At 53.2% G+C, this 18049-nt stretch carries 18 protein-coding genes, 1 tRNA gene and 2 pseudogenes; 5 read left to right on the top strand and 16 right to left on the bottom strand.

The annotated features are described in order from the left end of the window. Positions 1 to 81 precede the first annotated feature (81 nt). Positions 82 to 162, bottom strand: a complete 81-nt coding sequence (locus QJT81_13020) for a hypothetical protein (protein ID WGZ96487.1) — start codon at positions 160 to 162, stop codon at positions 82 to 84. Between the two features lie 147 nt (positions 163 to 309). Between QJT81_13020 and vapB the strand changes: the two genes are divergently transcribed. Both vapB and QJT81_13030 read left to right on the top strand, forming a co-directional pair. Continuing rightward, positions 310 to 540 (top strand): type II toxin-antitoxin system VapB family antitoxin, encoded by a 231-nt coding sequence (gene vapB, locus QJT81_13025; GenBank protein ID WGZ92766.1) that lies wholly within the window; start codon positions 310 to 312, stop codon positions 538 to 540. Next, entirely contained in the window at positions 540 to 941 is a 402-nt protein-coding gene (locus QJT81_13030) for a type II toxin-antitoxin system VapC family toxin (GenBank protein ID WGZ92767.1), read from the top strand. The genes vapB and QJT81_13030 overlap by 1 nt, the downstream gene beginning before the upstream one ends. Here QJT81_13030 and tilS read toward each other — a convergent pair. The 10 genes from tilS to recA all read right to left on the bottom strand — a co-directional run bounded on the left by tilS (position 876) and on the right by recA (position 11732). After that, positions 876 to 2162: a tRNA lysidine(34) synthetase TilS gene (gene tilS, locus QJT81_13035; protein WGZ92768.1), complete on the bottom strand. Its 1287-nt coding sequence runs from the start codon at positions 2160 to 2162 to the stop codon at positions 876 to 878. The genes QJT81_13030 and tilS overlap by 66 nt on opposite strands. A gap of 9 nt (positions 2163 to 2171) precedes the next feature. Further along, positions 2172 to 3125, bottom strand: a complete 954-nt coding sequence (locus QJT81_13040) for an acetyl-CoA carboxylase carboxyltransferase subunit alpha (GenBank protein ID WGZ92769.1) — start codon at positions 3123 to 3125, stop codon at positions 2172 to 2174. 71 nt (positions 3126 to 3196) lie between these two features. Continuing rightward, positions 3197 to 3967, bottom strand: a complete 771-nt coding sequence (locus QJT81_13045) for a ferredoxin--NADP reductase (GenBank protein ID WGZ92770.1) — start codon at positions 3965 to 3967, stop codon at positions 3197 to 3199. After that, positions 3930 to 5570, bottom strand: a complete 1641-nt coding sequence (locus QJT81_13050) for an NAD(P)/FAD-dependent oxidoreductase (protein ID WGZ92771.1) — start codon at positions 5568 to 5570, stop codon at positions 3930 to 3932. The genes QJT81_13045 and QJT81_13050 overlap by 38 nt, the downstream gene beginning before the upstream one ends. A gap of 105 nt (positions 5571 to 5675) precedes the next feature. Further along, a tRNA-Ser gene (locus tag QJT81_13055) sits at positions 5676 to 5766 on the bottom strand. Positions 5767 to 5818: 52 nt separating this feature from the next. Then, a complete protein-coding gene (gene csrA / locus QJT81_13060; protein WGZ92772.1) occupies positions 5819 to 6019 on the bottom strand; it encodes a carbon storage regulator CsrA in 201 nt (66 codons plus the stop codon). A 265-nt stretch (positions 6020 to 6284) separates the two neighbouring features. Then, a complete protein-coding gene (locus QJT81_13065; protein WGZ92773.1) occupies positions 6285 to 7517 on the bottom strand; it encodes an aspartate kinase in 1233 nt (410 codons plus the stop codon). A gap of 32 nt (positions 7518 to 7549) precedes the next feature. Continuing rightward, positions 7550 to 10162, bottom strand: coding sequence for an alanine--tRNA ligase (gene alaS, locus QJT81_13070; protein ID WGZ92774.1), 2613 nt, complete (start codon positions 10160 to 10162; stop codon positions 7550 to 7552). A 47-nt stretch (positions 10163 to 10209) separates the two neighbouring features. Then, complete coding sequence (locus QJT81_13075; GenBank protein ID WGZ92775.1) at positions 10210 to 10677, bottom strand: regulatory protein RecX; 468 nt, start codon at positions 10675 to 10677, stop codon at positions 10210 to 10212. Next, positions 10677 to 11732 carry a recombinase RecA gene (gene recA, locus QJT81_13080; GenBank protein WGZ92776.1) on the bottom strand — a complete coding sequence of 352 codons (1056 nt, stop codon included), beginning with the start codon at positions 11730 to 11732 and terminating at the stop codon, positions 10677 to 10679. Before recA ends, QJT81_13075 begins: the two co-directional genes overlap by 1 nt. A 172-nt stretch (positions 11733 to 11904) precedes the next feature. Here recA and QJT81_13085 point away from each other — a divergent pair, with 172 nt between their 5' ends. Beyond that, entirely contained in the window at positions 11905 to 12546 is a 642-nt protein-coding gene (locus QJT81_13085) for a Uma2 family endonuclease (GenBank protein ID WGZ92777.1), read from the top strand. Between the two features lie 6 nt (positions 12547 to 12552). Here the strand turns inward: QJT81_13085 and QJT81_13090 are convergent, their stop codons facing one another. Both QJT81_13090 and QJT81_13095 read right to left on the bottom strand, forming a co-directional pair. Beyond that, on the bottom strand, positions 12553 to 13053 hold the full coding sequence (locus QJT81_13090) for a hypothetical protein (protein WGZ92778.1): 501 nt from the start codon (positions 13051 to 13053) through the stop codon (positions 12553 to 12555). 174 nt (positions 13054 to 13227) lie between these two features. After that, positions 13228 to 14739, bottom strand: a pseudogene (locus tag QJT81_13095) (IS66 family transposase). An 85-nt stretch (positions 14740 to 14824) separates the two neighbouring features. Between QJT81_13095 and QJT81_13100 the strand changes: the two are divergent. Together QJT81_13100 and QJT81_13105 are read left to right on the top strand one after the other, a co-directional pair. Further along, positions 14825 to 15873: pseudogene (locus tag QJT81_13100) on the top strand (IS630 family transposase). A gap of 39 nt (positions 15874 to 15912) precedes the next feature. Then, on the top strand, positions 15913 to 16278 hold the full coding sequence (locus tag QJT81_13105; GenBank protein WGZ92779.1) for a hypothetical protein: 366 nt from the start codon (positions 15913 to 15915) through the stop codon (positions 16276 to 16278). A gap of 3 nt (positions 16279 to 16281) precedes the next feature. Here the strand turns inward: QJT81_13105 and QJT81_13110 are convergent, their stop codons facing one another. The 3 genes from QJT81_13110 to QJT81_13120 are packed head-to-tail and all read right to left on the bottom strand — an operon-like array spanning position 16282 to position 18026. Continuing rightward, positions 16282 to 17358, bottom strand: a complete 1077-nt coding sequence (locus QJT81_13110; protein WGZ92780.1) for a DNA methyltransferase — start codon at positions 17356 to 17358, stop codon at positions 16282 to 16284. Positions 17359 to 17373: 15 nt separating this feature from the next. After that, positions 17374 to 17550 carry a hypothetical protein gene (locus QJT81_13115; protein ID WGZ92781.1) on the bottom strand — a complete coding sequence of 59 codons (177 nt, stop codon included), beginning with the start codon at positions 17548 to 17550 and terminating at the stop codon, positions 17374 to 17376. Positions 17551 to 17552: 2 nt separating this feature from the next. Continuing rightward, the gene (locus QJT81_13120; protein WGZ92782.1) at positions 17553 to 18026 is read right to left on the bottom strand and encodes a type II toxin-antitoxin system VapC family toxin; all 474 of its coding nucleotides are present in this window, start codon (positions 18024 to 18026) and stop codon (positions 17553 to 17555) included. Between the last annotated feature and the right edge of the window lie 23 nt (positions 18027 to 18049).

The following is an 18049-nucleotide window of genomic DNA, read 5'->3' on the forward strand; positions in this document are numbered from 1 at the left end:
GCTGGCTGTTGGCATTGCACCACCGTCGGCTATCCGTGGATACACCGCACTGCCGGGTACAAGCCGTTGACTATGGAGAACTCAACAACCTAACAACAAACGAAAACCCAGATTGTTGTTTCGATTGTTAGGATGATTCCTGTTACGAATCGCGCACCGCACGTTGTCGGTAGAATTGTTCCAAGAACCCCCGCGAGTTGCCCCAACCCGCCGTTAATCTGACCGATAAACGGTGATTTTGCAAACACTAATTGCCAAACAAATCGCTGTCATCTACCATGATAACCATCATCAAACCGGAGATTTACCATGCCGCAAACAGCCAGATTATTCATGTCAGGGCGTAGCCAAGCGGTACGCCTACCCAAACAATTCCGTTTTCAAGGTAACGAAGTCTTCATTCGGCGCGTTGGTGATCAAATTATCCTCTCACCCAAGCCTGCAAGCTGGGACGATTTTTTCAACGACACGCAACGTCCCACCGCCGATTTCATGGCTGAACGGGTAGATTTGCCACCGCAAGAACGGGTGTTGTTCTGATGAAACGTTACATGCTAGACACGGATACGAGCAGCTACATCATTAAAAATCGCCCTGCGCAAGTTGCTGAGCGTTTCCGCACCCTAAAAATGGAGCAGCTCTGCATTTCCGTCATTACCTACGCAGAATTGCTATACGGTGTGGAATGCTCATCCTCAGAACGGGTAAACCGCCCCATCATCGAAAATTTCGTCGCGCATCTGGATGTATTGGATTGGGATAAAGACGCAGCCGACCACTATTCTCGCGTCCGTACCCAACTGGAGCGCAACGGTACACCCATCGGCGGCATGGATATGCAAATCGGTAGTCATGCCCTCAGCCAAGGCATTATTTTAGTCACCAACAATACGCAGCACTTTGAACGGATTATCGGTCTGCAACTCGAAACGTGGGTGTAAACCGATCAACCGCTCCCCCACATACACCAACGGCAAGCGCTCTCGCTCCCACGGCGGTACACCCCACTCTTGCAACAAATGCTTAAGACTATGATACCCGCCGCGCTCTGGCAGATACACGCTTTCCCCACCCTGTCGAAAACGTACCGTCACGACTTCAGGATACCCCGCCCCCGCCACCAAGGCGCGCCCCAGCGACGCAATCACCAACGGCTCGCGCGTATCCCACACAAATACTTGCTTAGGGTCATGCGCAGACAATGGCAACATTGCATACACATCATCCCGATAACGGCGAACTTCACAACTATCCCAGTGCACACACGGCGTAGCATCCGCCCGCGCTTGCAACACATCGTGCAACACTTGACGCAGCTTTTTCTCTTCCGGCAAACGAAAACCGCGCTGTGCTAACCATTCGCGCAACACCGCTTTTTGCATTGACGGCTCTTCTGCCAGCAACTTACTCACTGACAACGTATTAGGCTGTTTTCCTTGCATCAACTGGAGCTTATCGCGCAAAAAACCAGCCAATAAGGTACGGCTTTCACCCTGCAACCGCGCCGCCCGCGCCAAGGTCTTACCCGCCGCAGACCAACGCTGTTCCAGCAACGGCATCACCTGATTGCGCAAAAAATTGCGATCAAAGCGGCTGTCTAGATTGCTAGGGTCATCTATAACATTCAACCGATGTTGTTTCGCATACGCCGCCAATTCCGCACGGCTACATCCCAATAACGGTCGCCCCAAAAAACCCATCGCGAAAGTGCGAATTTCCGGCATTGCCGCCAACCCATCCACGCCACTTCCGCGCAGCAAATGCAGCAACAAGGTTTCCGCCTGATCATTCTGATGATGCGCGGTCAACACAAGTTCACCCGCTTGCAAGTGTTTGCTGAAAGCTGCATACCGCGCCGTCCGCGCCACCGCTTCCACACTTGACCCCGCCGGAATTACCAATTGCAAGGTTTCAACCAGCAGTGGCATTTCCAAATCGGCACACACCGCATGGCAATGCGCCGCCCATGCCGCAGACATCGCCTGCAAACCGTGATCAATGTGCAGGGCGCGAAAGGATAAATGAGGGTATTGCCCGCGCAGACCCGCACAGGCGTGAAGCAATACATGCGAATCCAGCCCTCCACTGAAACCAATCAGATAACTAGGTGCTGGATGTTGTTGAAAAAACCGTAATAAATGCTCAGCAGGGGCGCATGGCATACGCCCTCCCTATTCCTCAAACTGCCCAAAGCCCATAATGCGCTGATAACGTTTATCCAGCAGCTTATCGAGGTTCATGGTTTTAAGATTGCGTAAATTAGCCTCTAACGCTTCACCGATATGTTGCGCCGCTGCTTCCATATCACGGTGCGCTCCGCCCAATGGCTCAGGAATAATCTGCTCAATTAAACCCAACGATTTCAGACGATCGGCGGTAATGCCCATCGCATCCGCCGCATCCGCCGCTTTTTCAGCGCTTTTCCACAAGATCGACGCGCAACCTTCCGGCGAAATCACCGAGTACGTCGCGTATTGCAACATCATCACCCGGTCGCCCACCCCAATGGCTAATGCACCGCCCGAACCGCCTTCGCCCACCACGGTACAAATAATCGGGGTACGCAATTTCGCCATTTCGTACAAATTGCGGGCAATCGCCTCACTTTGACCGCGCTCTTCCGCGCCGATACCGGGGTATGCGCCGGGCGTGTCGATAAAGGTAATAATCGGCAGTTGGAATTTTTCCGCCATCCGCATCAAACGCAAGGCTTTGCGATACCCTTCTGGTCGCGGCATACCGAAGTTGCGCTTGATATTTTCATTGGTATCGCGGCCTTTCTGATGCCCAATGACCATCACTGACTGACCACGAAACCGTGCCATGCCGCCAATAATCGCCTTATCATCGGCAAAGGCACGATCACCGTGCAATTCTTTGAAATCCGTGAATAAATAACGGATCAAGTCCAGCGTATACGGGCGTTTGGGATGACGCGCAAGCTGCGAAATCTGACGCGGGGTCAGTTTGGAAAAAATGGAACGTGTCAACGAGGCAGCTTTTTCTTCCAGCTTGCCAATCTCTTCGCTCAGGTTAATTTCAGCGTCACCGACGTAACGCAGCTCTTCGATCTTCGCCTGTAATTCGGCAATCGGTTGTTCAAAATCCAGAAAATCCGGGTTCATGCCTGTTGTTTATCCGTTGACCCATGTAATCAAGCGGTTAATTTTACAGTGCTTGCACCCAGATTACGACTTTAAAAATACTGTTCTGTGGTGATATGCCCCGGCTTGTGGCGCAAATGGCGCTGCATCCCGCGATTGCCCAGCAAGGCTTTCATATCATTGAGCATATTATGGTTGCCGCACAGCATGACGTGGGTATCGTCGGCGGTAATGGTTGTGCCTGCCGTTTGTTCCAATGTGCCAGATTCTAGGTGAGTGGTAATCCGCCCTTCCAGCCCGTGCGCATTGGCTTCGCGGGTCACACAGCTAATAAAACGGAATTGCTCAGGGTGTTGTGTGGCAAACGCTTGGATCAACTCGGCATAAGCCAATTCCTTCACCAATGGCACACCGTGTACCAACACGATTTTCTGGAAACGCTGCCAAGGCTGCGCGGTTTTGAGAATCGACAAATAAGGCCCTAAACCTGTACCCGTCGCAATCATCCACAGATTCGGCACGGCGGGAATTTCATCCAACACGAAAAAGCCTTTGGCAGGTTGCGAAATTTCGAGGCTATCACCCGGCTGCAATCGTGCTAAAGCGTTCGAGAGTTTACCGTTGGGGACGATATTGTAGAAAATTTCCAACGCTTCTTCATCAGGCGCATTGATTAGCGAGTAGGATTTCGCCACCAGCTCGGTAGCCTCACCTGTGGTGATAGGTAGTCGCAAAGTGACGAATTGACCCGCTGTAAACGGTAGCGCTTCTGTGCGAATACGCAAGGTCAACAAACGCTCCGTCCAGCGCTGATTGCTCAGTACTTCAGCGTTGTGCCAGGTGGTGCGAATGATTCCGGTCATGGTGAGCCTCCAGCATTTGAGTAGCCAATGCCTCCGCGACGCGGATACCATCCACGCCTGCCGAGAGAATTCCGCCAGCATAACCCGCGCCTTCGCCAGCCGGAAAAAGCCCTTTAACGTTTAGGCTTTGCAAATCTTCACCGCGCGTCATGCGCAGTGGCGAAGACGTGCGCGTTTCCACCCCGGTTAACACCGCGTCATGCATCGAAAAGCCTTTGATTTGCCGTTCAAAGGCTGGCAAGGCTTCCCGAATCGCCTCAATCGCGTAACCCGGCAAACTGGTTGCCAAATCGGTCAAATGCACACCCGGCTGATACGATGGCTCCACTGAACCCAATTGCGTCGAAGCTCTGCCCTTGAGGAAATCCCCCACCAATTGCCCCGGTGCAGAATAATCGCCGCCGCCCAATTCGTAAGCACGGGATTCCCATTGGCGTTGAAATTCCATCCCTGCCAATGGATTGCCGGGGTAATCGCTTGGCGTAATACCGACCACAATCCCTGCATTGGCATTGCGTTCCGCCCGCGAATACTGGCTCATGCCATTGGTAACAACCCGCCCGACTTCAGAGGTAGCAGCCACCACTTGCCCGCCCGGACACATGCAAAAACTGTACACCGAACGCCCGTTTTTGGCGTGATGTACCAGCTTATAATCCGCCGCACCCAGCAATTCATTGCCCGCATGTTTACCAAACCGTGCCTGATCAATCAGCGTTTGCGGGTGTTCAATCCGAAAACCGAGGGAAAACGGCTTCTGCTCCATAAACACGCCGCGCTCATGCAACATTGCAAACGTATCCCGCGCACTGTGTCCCAGCGCCATAATCACCTGATCGACTCGCAATTGTTCACCACTCGCCAGTGTCAAGCCACGCACCTGACCGGCTTCGATCAAAATATCGGTCACTTGCTGCTGAAAACGGATTTCACCGCCTAAGGCTTCAATCTGCGCACGCATGTTTTCCACCATTTTCACGAGGCGAAACGTGCCGATGTGTGGCTTGCTAACGTAGAGGATTTCTTCGGGAGCGCCCGCCTTGACGAATTCAGTCAAGACTTTACGCCCGTAGTGCTTGGGATCTTTGATCTGGCTGTAGAGTTTGCCATCGGAAAACGTGCCTGCCCCGCCTTCGCCGAATTGCACATTGGATTCAGGATTTAGCTGATTTTTACGCCATAATGCCCAAGTATCTTTGGTGCGTTCGCGGACTTTTTTACCACGCTCCAGAATAATCGGGCGCAAGCCCATTTGTGCTAACACCAAACCTGCCATTAAGCCGCACGGACCAAAACCGACAACAACAGGGCGAATATCAGGTGCTTCTTGCACATGCGCCACAAAACGGTAAGTCGTATCAGGGGCAATTTTAACGTGCGGATCATCTGCAAACGTAAGCAATATTGCCGCCTCATCCGCTAGCGTTGCATCTATAGTATAAACCAACACAATCGCGTCACGCTTGCGGGCATCGTAACCACGCTTGAAAACAGTGAAACTTAACAAGTCAGGCGGCGCAATACCTAAACGTTCGGTAATAGCCACAGGCAAAGCATCGGCGGGGGATTCCAGCGGCAGGCGCAATTCGGTGATACGTATCATGGGGCTTGGTCGGTGCGCTAATAACGTTAATACAAAAAAGCCCTTACAGACATCGACCTGCAAGGGCTTTTGATACAATCATGTCAAAAACACGACGTATGAATATGGCGGAGAGGGCGGGATTCGAACCCGCGATGGGCTTTTGGCCCATACTCCCTTAGCAGGGGAGCGCCTTCGGCCTCTCGGCCACCTCTCCGGTACTGATTGAAGGCGGCAAGGATACCTTCAAATGTGATTAACGTAAAGCCCTAATTTGCATTTTCTTCAATCGCCAACGGCTCAAGGTGTTCGTGCCGAATGCGTTCAAAGATTTCTTCGCGGTGTACGGCAACATCTTTCGGTGCATTGATCCCCAAGCGAACTTGATTACCCTTTACCCCTAAGACCGTAACGCTGATATTATCCCCAATCATGAGGGTTTCCCCTACCCTCCGTGTTAGAATCAACATATCGCATAATCTCCATATTGCTGCATTTATGTATCCCAAAAGCCCCGTGATAGTCCTAAAGCATCATCACAGTCGTTGGTAGGGTCAACCATCCCATATTAGCACTTAACTGAGGCTTAACTATTTGCATGAAAGTTGCATTTTTACCAATGTCTTATTTATACAACAAACATTAAATAAATCACCTAAAAGCTTCATCTATAGGCAAAAAAACCCACTGGGCAGAGCCTGCCGCAGTGGGTTTTTTCAACAATTTATTCAGAAATCAAGCGGCTGTTTGCGCCAAGCCAAACGCTTGGTGCAACACACGTACTGCGAGTTCCAAATATTTTTCATCGACAACGACCGCGACTTTGATTTCAGACGTGGAAATCATGCGGATATTAATGCCCTCGTCTGCCAGTGTTTTGAACATCTTGCTGGCAACCCCGGCATGAGAACGCATTCCCGCACCCACAATAGCTACCTTGGCAATATTTTCATCGCCTGTGCATTGCTTGGCTCCCAAGGTTTCGCCGGTTTTACACAGAATGTCACGCGCTTTCGCGTAATCATTTTTGTGTACCGTGAAGGTGAAATCGGTCGAACCATCGGAACCAATGTTTTGCACGATCATATCGACTTCGATATTAGCATCCGAAATCGGCCCCAGAATCTGGTAAGCAACACCGGGGCGATCCGGCACACCCGTTACCGTCAATTGAGCTTCATCACGATTAAACGCAATCCCACGGACTGAGACTTCTTCCATTACTTCTTCCTCACGAGTGACCAGCGTGCTTTTGCCCTGACCAAATTCGTCAAAGCTGGACAGCACACGGATAGGCATATCATATTTGTAGGCAAATTCAACCGAACGAATTTGCAGCACCTTGGAGCCTTGGCTGGCCATTTCCAGCATTTCTTCCAAGGTCAGGCGCGGAATGTGACGCGCTTTGGGTTCGACACGCGGGTCGGTGGTGTAAACGCCATCCACGTCGGTGTAAATCTGACATTCGTCGGCTTTTAACGCCACTGCCAAAGCCACGCCCGTGGTATCCGAACCGCCGCGCCCTAAGGTGGTAATGCTGCCATCTTCGGTCACACCTTGGAAACCTGCTACCACCACCACTTTGCCGTCAGCCAAATCCTTACGGATCGGTTCGGCATCAATGTCGCGGATACGCGCTTTGGTGTGCGCATCATCGGTCAAAATGCGGACTTGCGCCCCGGTGTAAGAACGCGCCGGTTGGCCTTTCTTTTCCAACGCCATCGCCAGCAAGCCAATCGTGACTTGTTCGCCGGTGGACAGAATCGCGTCTTTTTCGCGCTCCGAACCTTGTGGGTTAATGGCGTTGATGAGCGCGACCAGCTTATTGGTTTCGCCCGACATCGCGGAAACCACCACGATGACATCATTGCCCTGTTGTTTCCAGCGGATTACCCGGTCAGCCACAGCCTCGATACGCTCAGGTGTGCCAACCGATGTACCGCCGTATTTCTGTACGATCAGTGCCATTGTTTACTGTTTACCTTCAAAACACTTCTAAATTAAACCCGTTCGGCAACCCAGCCCTGTACGCTGGCTAACGCGGCAGGCAATGCTGCTACATCCGTGCCGCCGCCTTGAGCCATGTCCGGGCGACCGCCGCCTTTGCCACCCAGTTGCGTGGCAACAAAGCCCAGCAAATCACCGGCCTTGACTTTGGCGGTTTCGTCTTTGGTGACACCTGCCACCAGACTGACTTTGCCGTCCGCTACCGTGGCGAGAATCACCACCGCTTTGCCCAGTTTGTTTTTCAACTGGTCAACAGTGTCGCGCAAGGATTTGGGATCAGCCCCTTCCAGATGCGCCGCAAGGACGCGCATTCCGCCCACGTCCACCGCTTGATCGGCAAGGTTGGAACCGGCTTGGGAAGCCATTTTGCTTTTAAGCTGTTCCAGTTCCTTTTCGAGAGCGCGGCTTTTTTGCAGCATTGCATCGAGCTTGTCTGTCACTTCCAACGGATTGGATTTGAGCAAACGCGCCACATTATCCAAACGGCTGGTCACGTCAGCAAGCCATGCCAGCGCATTCGCGCCAGTCACAGCTTCGATACGGCGCACACCGGCGGCAACCCCACCTTCGCTGACGATTTTGAACAAGCCGATGTCGCCAGTACGATTAACGTGGCAACCGCCGCACAATTCCGTGGAGAAACCGATTTTCAAAACACGCACTTCGTCGCCGTATTTTTCGCCGAACAATGCCATTGCACCGGCTTGCTTGGCGGCTTCCATGTTCATGACTTGCGCAGAAGTGGCAGCATTGGCGCGAATTTCACGGTTGACGATGGCTTCTACCTCAGCAATTTGCTCGGCGGAAACCGGGTCAGGTTGCGAGAAGTCAAAGCGCAAACGGTCGGGTGTCACCAATGAGCCTTTTTGCTCAACGTGCGTACCCAATACTTGGCGCAGGGCGGCGTGCATTAAGTGCGTGGCGGAATGGTTGAGAATGATGGCTTGGCGGCGTTCGGCATCCACTTCGGCAGCAACGTTTACGCCAACAGCCAATGTGCCGGATTCCAGCGTACCGATATGAATAAACGTCGCGCCCTGCTTACGGGTATCGGTAACGCGGAATACCGCATCCCCCGTGTGCAACACACCCATATCGCCCACCTGACCACCGGATTCTGCATAGAATGGGGTGTGATCCAGCACGATGCGCCCTTCATCACCGGCTTGCAGGCTCGTCACCGCTTCGCTACCACGGAACAGCGCGGTAATGGTGGACGTTTCTGCCAATTGCTCGTAACCGTGGAATGCCGTTGCGCCACTCACATCCAGCTTGTCGCCATAATCCGCGCCGAATTTACCGGCAGCACGGGCGCGTTCGCGTTGCGCATTCATTGCTGCTTCAAACCCGGCTTCGTCCAGCTTGAGGTTGCGTTCGCGGGCAATATCACCCGTCAAGTCCACCGGGAAACCGTAAGTGTCGTACAACTTGAACACGGTTTCGCCGTCAATGGTGTCGCCGGACATGCCCGCAATCGCTTCTTCCAGAATCTTCATACCCTGTTCGAGGGTTTCGGCAAAGCGGCGTTCTTCTTTTTCCAACGCCTGTTCGACCAAAGGCTGGGCAGCGGCAAGCTCAGGGTAAGCTTTGCCCATTTCATCCACTAACGGCTGTACCAGCTTGTGGAAAAACGGTGCTTCCATACCTAGCTTGTAACCGTGGCGGATAGCGCGGCGAATAATCCGGCGCAACACATAACCACGCCCTTCATTCGACGGCAATACCCCATCCACAATCAAGAAGGAGCAAGAACGGATATGATCCGCAATGACCTTCAATGACGGGCTATTCGGGTCGGCATTTTTCGCCAGTTCCGTGCCTTTTTTGAGCAGCGTTTGGAACAGGTCGATTTCGTAATTGCTGTGAACGCCTTGCATCACCGCCGCCAGACGTTCCATGCCCATACCGGTATCAACGGAAGGTTTCGGCAGCGGACGCATTTCGCCATCCTTGGTGCGCTCATACTGCATGAACACCAGATTCCAAATCTCGATGTAGCGGTCGCCGTCCTCTTCCGGTGTTCCCGGTGGCCCGCCCCAAATATGCTCGCCGTGATCGTAGAAAATTTCGGTGCAAGGCCCACACGGCCCGGTATCACCCATCTGCCAGAAATTGTCGGAAGCATAACGTGCTCCCTTATTATCGCCGATGCGGGTAATGCGATCGGTTGGCACACCGATTTGCTGCGCCCAAATGTTATAGGCTTCGTCATCGTCTGCGTAAACCGTCACCCACAGCTTGCTTTTGGGCAATTTCAGCACTTCAGTGAGGAACTCCCACGCATAGTGAATCGCATCGTGTTTGAAATAATCCCCAAAACTGAAGTTGCCGAGCATTTCAAAAAAGGTGTGGTGACGTGCGGTGTAACCGACGTTTTCCAAGTCATTGTGTTTGCCGCCCGCACGCACGCAACGCTGCGAAGTCGTCGCACGGTTATAGGCGCGTATATCGTCGCCCAAAAACACGTCCTTGAATTGCACCATGCCTGCATTGGTGAACAGCAAGGTCGGGTCATTGCCCGGTATCAACGAGCTGGACGGGAGGATTTCATGGCCTTTGCTGGCAAAAAAATCGAGAAAATGTTGTCTGAGTTCAGCAGTATTCATCGAAAATCCTTTGGTTGAAACCTCCCACTTCAGGGGAATATACTGATTTAAAATTCGCTCTCATGGGCGTGGATTGAAACGAAAGCAGCTTTAATCGCATCGGTATAAAAACCGCGCCCGGCAAGAAATCGAGATTGCCGGGCGCGTTCCTTGTAATCAGCCGGGATTTCCCCGCCAAATTTTTTGATCCGTTGTTCACAGGCCAGATCGTGCCAGTCGACATCGGCTTCTGCCAACGCCTGAGCAGCCGTGGTGTCATCCACGCCATGCTCACGTAATTCATAGTTAATCCGCTGCGGGCCACGCCCCCGCGAGATTGACGAACGGACAAAAGCAGCCGCGTAACGGGCATCATCCAGATAACCCAGCGACTGCAATTTATCCAAGAGCGCGTTCAGGCTGATAGTATCGCACTCGCAACGCTGACGCACTTTTTGCGCGAGTTCATGGCGGGAATGCTCACGCTGCGCCAACAAGCGCACCGCTACCGTTTCGCATTCCCGCCCGTTAGTCATTAAACAACGTCATCAAGACCGGCATCGCTGTCGGCTTCTTCGGTAACGGTGGCGGCAAAACCGGGCGCATTCATGCAGGCTTCACGGATGGCTTTTTCAATTTCAGCCGCCGCTGCCGGATGCTCTTTCAGGTAATTGCGGGCATTATCCTTACCTTGACCGATTTTGTCGCCATTGTAGCTGTACCATGCGCCAGCTTTGCCGATCAGCCCTTGCTTGACACCGAGGTCAACCAATTCACCTTCGCGGGAAATGCCTTCGCCGTACAGAATTTCAAATTCGGCTTGTTTAAACGGTGGCGCAACCTTGTTCTTGACCACTTTAACGCGGGTTTCAGAGCCAGTGACTTCCTCACCTTTCTTGATCGAACCGATGCGGCGAATATCGAGACGCACGGAAGCGTAGAATTTCAGCGCATTACCACCCGTCGTCGTTTCCGGGTTGCCAAACATGACACCGATTTTCATCCGAATCTGGTTGATGAAAATTACCAAGGTGTTGGAACGCTTGATATTACCGGTGAGTTTGCGCAGAGCTTGTGACATTAACCGCGCTTGCAAGCCGACGTGGGAATCGCCCATATCGCCTTCAATTTCCGCTTTTGGAGTCAACGCCGCTACCGAGTCAACGACTACCACATCAACCGCGTTGGAACGCACCAACATATCGGCGATTTCCAAGGCTTGTTCGCCGTTGTCTGGCTGGGAAACCAGCAAATCGTCAACGTTAACGCCGAGCTTTTGCGCGTAAATCGGATCAAGAGCGTGTTCCGCATCGACAAAAGCCGCCGTGCCGCCCATTTTTTGGCATTCGGCAATCACTTGCAGCGTCAGGGTGGTTTTACCGGAAGATTCCGGGCCGTAAATTTCGACGACACGTCCCTTAGGCAGACCGCCGATGCCGAGGGCAATATCCAGCCCCAACGAGCCGGTAGAAATCACTTCGATGTCGCGGGCAGCACTGGAGTCGCCCATGCGCATCACCGCGCCTTTACCAAACTGACGTTCAATCTGGCCTAGGGCGGCGGCGAGGGCTTTCTTTTTGTTCTCGTCCATGCGGACACTCCTTAATAAAGGTAAATTCTGTGTGGGTGGTATGAAAGCGGGGATTATTTCATAACGGGTCGCTGCAAGCCAATGCCGAAAGATGAACGTCGGGCATTTATGGTATAATCAGCGGCTTGAAGCAGCAGCAAACCGTCTCATCACTCGATCGGGAGAACAGCCCATGTCAGTTGCCCATCAATTAGACACACAACAGCGTTACACCTATCAGGATTACCTGCGTTGGCCTGATGAAGTGCGTTATGAATTGCTGGACGGTGAACCGGTGATGATGTCTGCGCCTAGCACGATGCATCAACGGGTTATTCGCGAACTGGTACGCCAAATCGGCAATTTTTTGTTGGGTAAATCTTGCGAAGTTTTTCCTGCACCGTTTGATGTTTGCCTTGCCGCCGCTGATGCTGCGGATGACCAGATCAACAACGTGGTGCAACCTGACATCAGCGTGATTTGTGACAGCAACAAAGTCCATGACAAAGGGTGCAAAGGTGCGCCCGATTGGATCATTGAGGTGCTGTCCCCTTCCACTGCCTCCAGAGACCTGATCCATAAGTTGCGGTTGTATGAACGCTACGGGGTGCGGGAATATTGGGTGGTGCATCCAATAGACCGGGTGGTGATGATGTGGCAGTTGTGCGCCGATAGCGGGCGTTATGGCGCGGTACTGATCGAAGAAACGCAGGGTACGCAAACGTCTGCGCTGTTTCCCGATTTGGTGCTGGAATGGGATGTGCTGTTTCCTCCGCCAGAACCGCCGGTTTATGTGAAAGAGCCACCGCCGGGAGTTTATTATTCGCGGTCATAGGCTTTTTTACGCCACCCCCATACCCGCAAACCCGCGCACATCCTCCAGCAACTGCTCCAGCAAACTTGTGGGTAACTCCAGTGCCTGCGCCAGCGCGATTGAACGCATCACCAAAGCCGCTTCCTCGTATGCAAGCCAGCCGTTTGGTACGGCTTCGGCATACACCCACACACCCGCCTGTGCCGCCTTGGGCGCACGCTCCAGATTGCCCCGTGCTGCTGCGGTGTTCAACACCGCCTCCAGCAGCAATTCCAGCGGCACATTGGTCATGCCTTGCTCCAACAGCAATTCAGCCGCACGAAATTTTTCTTGTGCCTTCAACAGCAAACGCGGCACGGGTGGCTCCTCTGCTTCCACCGTTGTTGCCGCATCATAATACGGCTGAGCATCTTTCAGCGGGGAAGCAGCCCCCAACCGTTGCAAGCTGCGTAAGGTACGCGGGTCAAGCAAAGCTACCGGAATGTCACCACCCATGCGAACCCCGCCGCCGCCAACAAATACGGTCACTGGGTCAATGAAACGCTAGACGACAATGCGGATGATTGGCTGTTTGATGCCAACAAAGTAGACATGTCCTGGTGGCATGATTGGAATCGCTGGGTAGCAACGTTCTCCAGCGAAGAAGTCGATGCGCGTATTCCCGGCGCGGGCAAACTGGAAGTACTGGGTGATGGTAAACGGTCATTCTAGCCCGTCGTTGACATCCGCAAACAAATCCGAGCGCAATGGCTTATCCGCAAACCGTTGTTTCCAACATCTTGGCGTAAGGTCTTGCACCTGAGAAGCGGGATGCTCACTAACGCGCAACAGAACATCCATCAGATAGACATACGGGTTAATGTCATGCAGGCGGCAGGTGGTGATCAGGCTTTGGATGATGCCCACGTGTTCCGCGCCGAGTTCTGTCCAGCAGAACAACCAGTTTTTCCTGCCCATGGGGATGGGCCGCAGGGCGCGTTCGATGTGGTTGGTATCCATTGGCACGTCGGGATCTTCCAGAAACACGCGCAGTTCGTGTTCGCGGCGGATGACATAACCAAGGGCTTTGGTCAGCGGGTTGGAGGGGACTAAATCGGTACGTTGTAATTGGGTTTGGCACCATTCAAAGAACTGGTCGACCAACGGCTTGCTGTGGGTGAGGCGGTAGGTACGTTTGGCTTCCCCGTCGAGTTTTTTCTCGTTAATCTGGGCTTCGTGCTGATAGAGTGCCGCGATAGTGTCAAGGGCTTGGCGTACTGCTTGTGGTTCAGTAGTTTCGGCGGCAATGAAGGTGCGACGGCTGTGTACCCAGCATTGGGCATGGGTAATCTTGTCATTGGCGTTGACGTAACTGGCATAAGCACGGTAACCGTCGCTGAGCAGTGTGCCGCTGAACTGTTGGCGAAGAGTCTTTTCAATGTGTTGCCGCCCACGGCTGGCGGAGAAGGTGAAGACGATTTCGTCCTGATCCCCGTACAGCGGCCAGAAGTAGCCTTGCTTCATCTTGCCGTTGCCTGCGGGGCTGGCTTTGATGGGGGTTTCGTCCATCGTCAGCAGCTTGCTTTGCAGTACGCTGGCGAGTTGCGCTTCGGCAATGGGCTTGAGCAGGTCGATGGCACGTTTCACCGCATTGGTCAGCGTCGTGCGGCTGAGGGTGATCCCCGCCTGGGTCAGGCGTTGGTGCTGGCGGTACAACGGCAGGTGGTACTGGAACTTGTCCACCAACATCCCCACCAAAAAGCTGACATCGGTGACACTACGTTCCAGCACGTTGGCGGGTGCAGGGCTGGGAAGTGGTGGGTTGCTGAGCGAAGCCGAAGCACTGCCCTTGCGTTTGATCACGGGGCGCTCGTATTGCAGGATGAGGTAGCTGGCAGGGCGTTGCGCCACCCGATGGGTCACCTGGGTGCCGATCACCTCATACTGGTCAGCCTCTTCCCCCTGAAGTTCCGGCGGGGTGAGGTGAATCACCTTGACCGGGACATCGGCGGTAAAGCGTAACCCGCTGTCATTCACGCAGTCATCGGGGCGCAGCTTGGGGGCTTTGCCGCGTTGGTAGGTGACGGTAATGCTTTCACCCTCGGGTGCGGCAACCGGGGTGGCGGCGGGGGCAAACAACGGCAACTGCGCCACCGGTATCTCAACCGGACGCTTTTCCGATTTGCTGCCAAAGACCTGTTGCCTGAACCACGCCAATTGACGTTTTAGTTCAGCTATACCAGTCCGTGCCATAAAATAGTTTTTTTGATCAGGGAAATATGGTTAGATGACTGGTAACAAAAGCAGCCATGAGTAATGTATGACATTAAAAATCACTTTCACTGAGGATGAGATAGCGGAGCTGTTCTACTGGAAGGAGCGCCATCCTCATCCCAGAGTCCGTAAGAAAATGTCCGTGCTGTACCTGAAATCCCAACAGTTGACGCATAAGGAAATCAAACGATTGGAAAGGATTACAGAAGCCACGCTGCTTGCCTACCTAAACGCCTACCTACAACCTAACGGTTTAGAAGCTCTTAAAGAAATACGATTCAATAAACCACAGAGTGATTTGATGGCATATAAAGACAAGATTGAAGCCTATTTTCGTGAATATCCCCCCGCAACCAGCAAGGCGGCAGCCGCTAAGATTGAGGAGCTGACAGGCATCAAACGCAGTGAGGACAGGGTACGTGTCTTTATGAAGAAAATAGGGATGGACATCCATAAAGTGGGGATGATACCCGCCAAAGCTGATGTGGAAGCACAAGAAAAGTTCCTGGAAAATGAACTAAAACCGCGCATTCAGGAGGCTAAGGAGGGCAAACGCGCCCTTTTTTTGTCGATGCCGCCCACTTCGTGTTAGCACCGTTTCTGGGGTTTTTGTGGTCATTTTCCCGCGTATTCATCAAAGCCCCCTGTGGTCGACAACGCTACAACGTATTGGGCGCACTCAATGCGATAACGCTACAACTCATCACGATCACTAACGACTCCTATATCAACGCTAACAGCGTGTGTGAATTATTGGAAAAAATTGCAGCGTTAGCACTCAAAATACCGATCACTTTGGTCTTGGATAATGCCAAGTATCAACGCTGTGAAGCCGTGTTTGCCTGTGCGAAAAGGCTCAATATTGAACTATTATTTTTACCGACCTATTCACCCAACCTCAATCTGATTGAACGGTTGTGGAAGTTCGTCAAGAAAAAATGCTTGTACTCGAAATACTATGATAAGTTTCCCGCTTTCAAGGCGGCCATCACCAACTGTCTCGACAAGCTGGATACCGATCACAAGAAAGAACTGACCCAGTTGATGACAACAAATTTTCAAACCTTTAAAAATGTTCAGGTCTTGACGCTGTAAGGTATAGAGCCGGAGGATACGTCAGCACGGACTTCCAACTTGCAGCAAACTAATACCAACGGTTATAAGTTCCAAGGCACTGCCGCGCAGTATGTTCTGGCACAACAAATAGTGCAAAATTGGGGCGCTGGTGGTGCGGCTTATTTGCCAACCCGTGAATATCAAGCCCTGTTGCGGGCATTGTTGGCACAGTTTCCGTACCGTTTGGATACCAACTTTGCCAAACTTGACCGCATTGCTCACCCGGCTATTGAGCGTTTTAAGACGGAGATTTATGCGGCTGACTTTCAGGGGCGTACCGTTGGGGAGTGGAATCGTTTGCTTGCCAAGGGTGACGATGCCAGCATCAGTGCGATACTGGCGGCGCAATTCGGTATCCAGCCCAATGGTAACGTGGTGCGCTGATGCTTAAAACAGAGTGGACTGGCGCGGCATGAAGCGTTCCAGACCAAGTTGGAAATAAGTCGGGTCGAGTTCCCCGGCAAAGGCTTTGCGTCCGGCGCGTTTTGCTGCCAATGATGCTGAAAACAAACCGCCGAACGGTTCCCACACTACGTCGCCTGCGTCGCTGGCGGCTTCAATGATCATGCCCATCAAGTCCAGCGGTTTTTGGTTGAGGTGGGCGGCTTTGCCACTGATTTCGGGGACGCGGATGCGTTCTGCGCCTTTGAGGGGATTGCGTTCCCAGACGTTGGTGAAACCCATGGGGCAGTGGAATTTGCTGCGTTGGCTTGCCCATTCGTCGGCGGTCATCGGACGTATGCCGTCGCGGGAGAAGTAGGGGCGACCTGCCGGGTTGCCATGCTGGTTGGCGTAAATTGCCATTTTGGCGAAGGTTTCTGGCGGTGGCGGATACCAGAGGTGGCCTTGGTCGAGGTATTTGCGGGTGGCTACGTCCTTGACTTCGCAGGCGGTGTTGGCTTGGCGCAGGGTCAATCCGGTGCGTTTCCATTCGCGGTAGAGCCATTGCTGCAAGCTGAGGTTGTCGAGCCGTGCTTCAAACACGTATTGGACGCACATTTCGGTGACGACGGGGAAGCGGCGGATTTTGGCGGTGTTGACGTTGCCTGCGATGTGGGCTTTGCCTTTGTTCCAGACATTGGCGTTGACGTAACGCCAGCCGTGGCGTTCCAACGCGGGGTGGACGCTTGCCCAGCCGATTTCGGAGTTCCAGAACCAGAGGGTGGTTTGCGCGGTGGCGTGTTGGCTCCATGCCCGAATGTGCGGTTCGTACCATGCGGCGATGCCAAGATGGTCGGAGGTGTCGCCTTCAAAGCCGAGGATGCCATACGCGCCGTCGGAAACGATGACGGTTGGGGTGTCCCATTGGGCGTAGTGGTTGAGGCTGTCGCCGAGGTGGAGGCTGACTTGCCCGTCTGTCCAATGCGTGTGGGTGGGAAGGCTGTCGAGGGTGACAGCTTTACCGCGTCCGACAGTGCCGGGGGATGGGGTGTTCTTTGCCTTGAGTGCTACCGATGCGGACATAAACCCGTACAGCCCTTACGCCGCTTGTGGCTGGATGCGTGGTTTACGCGGCATACGGGTGACGGCTTTGCGACCTGCCTGTGCTTGACGCTGGCGCATTTCTTCACAGATTTTGTGCAGGTCGTAGCCTAGTCGTTTGGCGTATTCTTCACGGATGCGGTGGATTTCTTCCACAATCGGGTCTTGTAACATGGTTAGTCCCTCATCAGCTCAAGTGGGGTGCAGATAACGGGCGGTTCGTAGCCTGCTGCCCGGCAAATCCATTCGATTTTCGGGCGAGTAATGGCATTGGCAATGTGTTTGCAGTTCCACGTCAACAGGTAGTCAATCCCGTGTATGGTGGAAACTGCAATGTGCAATGCATCCAGTTTTGCCTTTTCGGGTAACGCCGCACCCGCCAATAGTCGTTGTGCCAAGGGTTCAACTTCGCTGGAAATGTCCAGTTCCGGCAGGTTCTGGATGGCGGCAAGCCTGCGTTCCGCAGCATCCGCGTTACCACTGGCGCATTCTGCCATGACGAATTCCGAAATGAACAGGTCATAGTCAAATCGTACCGTATCCCACCAGTTGCGGGTTGCCTCTTGGTGGGCAGCCATCAGCAGGCTTGGATTGCGCCATGCTGTCAGGTAGCTGGGTATGGTGGTTTCGATGTAAACGCTTGGTTTCATGAGGAACAGTATACACCAGACGG

The organism is Candidatus Thiothrix putei (assembly GCA_029972225.1).
Classification (GTDB): domain Bacteria; phylum Pseudomonadota; class Gammaproteobacteria; order Thiotrichales; family Thiotrichaceae; genus Thiothrix; species Thiothrix putei.